The 233-nt window shown below is 66.5% G+C and carries 1 pseudogene; it reads right to left on the minus strand.

What is annotated here, in order from left to right:
* Window positions 1–53: 53 nt before the first annotated feature.
* Window positions 54–233: pseudogene (locus SB772_RS45835) on the minus strand (N-alpha-acetyl diaminobutyric acid deacetylase DoeB); the annotation flags it as partial.

The raw sequence follows: 233 nt of genomic DNA on the forward strand, positions 1-233 counted from the left end.
GCGCGCAAGAATGCGCAGAATCGCCAGGTCGTAGCGGTCGAGTTTCATCGCGCTCAGACGCTCACCGGTATGCCGCGCTCGACCACATCGGCCACCACCGCAACCGTATCGCCGATCCGCACAAGCCCCGGAAAATGCCGCGCCGCAAGCAGGCCGCCACGGCGTGCTCGATATTCGACCGGCGCAACGCCCGTGCGCGACGCATCGTAGATTCGCGCGATCACCTCGCCGCT

This window comes from Paraburkholderia sp. SIMBA_030 (assembly GCF_046535245.1).
Classification (GTDB): Bacteria; Pseudomonadota; Gammaproteobacteria; order Burkholderiales; family Burkholderiaceae; genus Paraburkholderia.